Below are 3558 nucleotides of genomic sequence, written 5' to 3'. Positions count from 1 at the left end.
GTTCTAGTAATGCCTATTATTACGTTAGAACAACGGTAACCGGAAATCCCACCCAGGAAGTGTATTTTGATAAATGGGGGCGCGAGGTTATCGCTCAAACCACAAGCTTTAGCGGTGGCTGGAACAAGGTCATCAAAGAGTACGACGGTCAAGGTCGCGAGTTTAAAGTGTATGAACCAAACTCGACTGACTTTACACAAATTAGTTACGATGAGCTAAATCGACCTAATATCGTTACAAAGCCCAATGGCACAACAGTAACAAATGGGTTCTATGGCTTTGAAAGTCGAACCACTAATGAAGTAGGAGTTACAAGTAGTTCATATCAAAATGGTTTTGGCGAAACTGTTTATACTCAAGATGCTATCGGTAATACAGTGTCCTTTACTTATGATGCTCAAGGCAATGTTGTGACTACAGACACAACCGGAGAAGGCAGTAATTACATTGTCACCGTTACCTATGATGACTGGGGCAGAAAACTCTCCACCAATGACCCTTCAAAAGGTCTATGGAAGTACACCTATAATGCTTTTGGTGAGTTAATGACCCAGGAGACCGCTAGAGGCCATACCTTCACTTTTTCATATGATTTACTTGGACGCAAAATAAAAAGCTATGAGCCATCAGAAGGCACGCTTTGTTGGAATTATGGTACGACAACGGATAAAGGCAGACTGCTTTCAGTCGAAAAATTTGATGCAGCAGTTGCAACGTGTGCTACTGGCAATCCAACGTATAAAAATAGTTTTACTTATTATCCAGATGGCTTAGTTAAAACCACAACAACCTTAATAGATGGGAATACCTTCACGCAAAGCCAATCTTACGATAGCTACAGCCGCCCAAGTATTACCACTTACCCTACAGGTACTGCGGCGTTTTCGGTTAAGAATAACTACACAACCTCTGGTTATCTATCTGAAGTACGTAATAATGTAACGAGTGCTTTATTAAAGCGTGTTGACTCAATGACAGCACGAAATCAAGTCGACAAAGTCACTTACGGTAATAATGTATCGAGCACAGCGGTGTTTGAAGATGACACTGGCTGGTTATCGAGTATTGACGTCAAAAATGGTGCTGGAATTCAACTGACTTATACTCATGTCGAGCATGATGATGTTGGCAATGTAGCCAGTCGATGGACTAAATTTGGTTCAATTCCTGGAAGCATTACCGACTTTACTGAAACGTATGGCTATGACTACCTGACAAACCGCTTAGAAGACAGGACAATTAGTATTGCCACTGGTAGTGGTATCTTGCCAACAAATTTTAAAACGTATCAAGATTTTAATTATGATGACTGGGGTAATATTAAATTTAAAACGGGTGTGGGCAATTACAACTACTATGCAACTAAACCGCACCAGCTTAATGAGGTCAAATCAGCCTCTGGAGCGCAATTATATAAGTTTTTTTACGATGCCAACGGCAATAGTAAAACAGATGGTACTCGTACCTTTAATTATGGCAGTTACGACAAGCCAACATTAATCACGAAAGCTGGCAGCAGTTCTTCCATGAAATATGGGCCTGAACGTGAGCTTATTTATAAATCTGATACGTATGTCGAAAATGGCAAAAATGTGACTTATCAGACAACCTATTTAGGCAATTATGAAAAGGTATATCGTACTGGTGGCGCAGGTACATTAACCGAGCATAAGTTTTATGTTGGCGATATTGTTTTCACCCAACGAAGCAATGGTTCAAGCGATACTTTTTATCTACACAAGGACCATCAAGGCTCAGTTATCGCCACAACGAATGCGAGTGGCGCAGTCGTATCGCAAGCTATTTACGACCCTTGGGGTAAACGTACCGCTGTGTATCTTCATAGTACGTTGGCTAGTTTTACGACTAGCGAACCGACAGACAGAGGATATACAGGACATAAACATATTAAAGACTTAGATATTATTCATATGGGAGGGCGTATTTACGACCCAACCTTGGGTAGATTTTTGCAGGCAGATCCTTTTATTCAGGCACCGTTGAATAGTCAGAGCTATAACCGTTATGCTTATGTTCTGAATAATCCGATGTCAATGACCGACCCGAGTGGGTATTTTTTCAGTGGGCTGAAAAAATTTGTTAAAAAATGGTGGAAACCTATTGTAGCTGTAGTTGCCGTTGTTGCTACTTATGGTGCTGCAACTAATTGGGTTGCGGGATGGGGAGCTACATGGGGAACTGCTGCAACAGCAACTTCGGCAGCGACATTAACTACGACAGGTGGAATTGTAACGGGGGCAATAGCTGGAGGGGTCGGTGGCTTTGTTGGTGGAGCACTGATGACTGGAAGTCTAAAAGGTTCTCTAACAGGAGCTTTGAAAGGGGCATTTAGTGGTGCAATATTTGGTGGAATTGCTGCTCATTATGGTAATACATGGAACTTTTCTCGGGTGATGTCTAATAGCGTTGCAGGTGGTATTTCAGGTGAGGCTACAGGGGGGAGCTTCCGGGAAGGCTTTAAGCTTTCATTTGCTCTTTCTATGACTAGGTTAGGATGGGAACATATCAAGGAGCGAACAAATATGTTGAAACTTAGAGCAACAAAAATTGAAGGTAATAGACCTCCTGTATATAACAAGCATGGTGAACTGATGACCTACTCAAATAGAGATATGTCGCAGATTGTAGGTACAGATGCTGGAGATGGTAACTGGTTTACAAATTTGACAAAAGATTCAGGTATGGAAGGAACCATATTTGAAAATAAAAGTTCAACATGGGCAAGAAGCATGAATGCTATTTCTAAAGGTCATGACTTTTGGAATTCTGATATTTCGAAATTAGTTGGTTTTCAAGGTTATGACTCTATGACTGGCATGGTACTTTCAGGGACTGAAACTTATAATACAGCTTTCCAAGCTTGGAGCTTAGCTGGGATGGTTCCCACAGCGGCTTATACGGGTATCGCAATGACAGCCAATGCTCCTTACATTTATGATTGGCACAGAAGAGAATATTATGAATAAACTATTTCTCTTATTTCTTGCTTTAAATACTATGTTGTTAGGTTGCACTAGTATCGACAACAGGTTTTTAGATATAAATGAAAACCACTATTATGCTGATTGGTTAAAAACAATTGAGAAATTTCATGGTGAAGGAGTATATTTTATTTTTGAAGCTGTTGATTTCTCAGTAACAGGTGACAAAAAACCAAGTTTGAGAAGGTTGAAAAAACTAATTAGTCTTTTTAAAAATAAACCGAAAGAGTGTTTAGAGCATATGGAAATTATTGATGAATCAAGAAACCTGTATGAAGGCGGTGGTGAAACAATTTATATAAGGTGCGGGAAATAGCATAATAAAACCCTTAAACTTTGATTTCAAAGGACTAAACTGTACTAGCTCAGACTTAATCTGACAGTTACCCATTTTAAATGGTGTCTGTCAGCTTAGATTTGAGCTAAAAAAACATGGCCACCCAGTGCGCCGAGATAAATCGGTAGAAGATTGGAGGTGAAAGTCCTCTGCTTGGTAGTGCCTAGCAGGCAGCCAAGACCCCGAGTCATGGGCTTTGCATCGTAAGGTGTTGAGTTA

The 3558-nt window shown here is 40.4% G+C and carries 2 protein-coding genes; both read left to right on the top strand.

Going from position 1 to position 3558, the window contains the following annotated elements; all coding sequences use genetic code 11:
- The coding region (locus IEW93_RS21585) for an RHS repeat-associated core domain-containing protein (protein ID WP_229706748.1) at positions 1 to 2987 on the top strand (2987 nt) is incomplete at its 5' end.
- Positions 2980 to 3318, top strand: a complete 339-nt coding sequence (locus IEW93_RS21580) for a hypothetical protein (RefSeq protein ID WP_188741258.1) — start codon at positions 2980 to 2982, stop codon at positions 3316 to 3318. The genes IEW93_RS21585 and IEW93_RS21580, both read left to right, overlap by 8 nt.
- Positions 3319 to 3558 lie beyond the last annotated feature (240 nt).

Origin of the sequence: Shewanella inventionis, assembly GCF_014641855.1 — a bacterium.
GTDB classification, from domain to species: Bacteria; Pseudomonadota; Gammaproteobacteria; order Enterobacterales; family Shewanellaceae; genus Shewanella; species Shewanella inventionis.
This window is presented reverse-complemented; position numbering and strand designations above follow the sequence as displayed.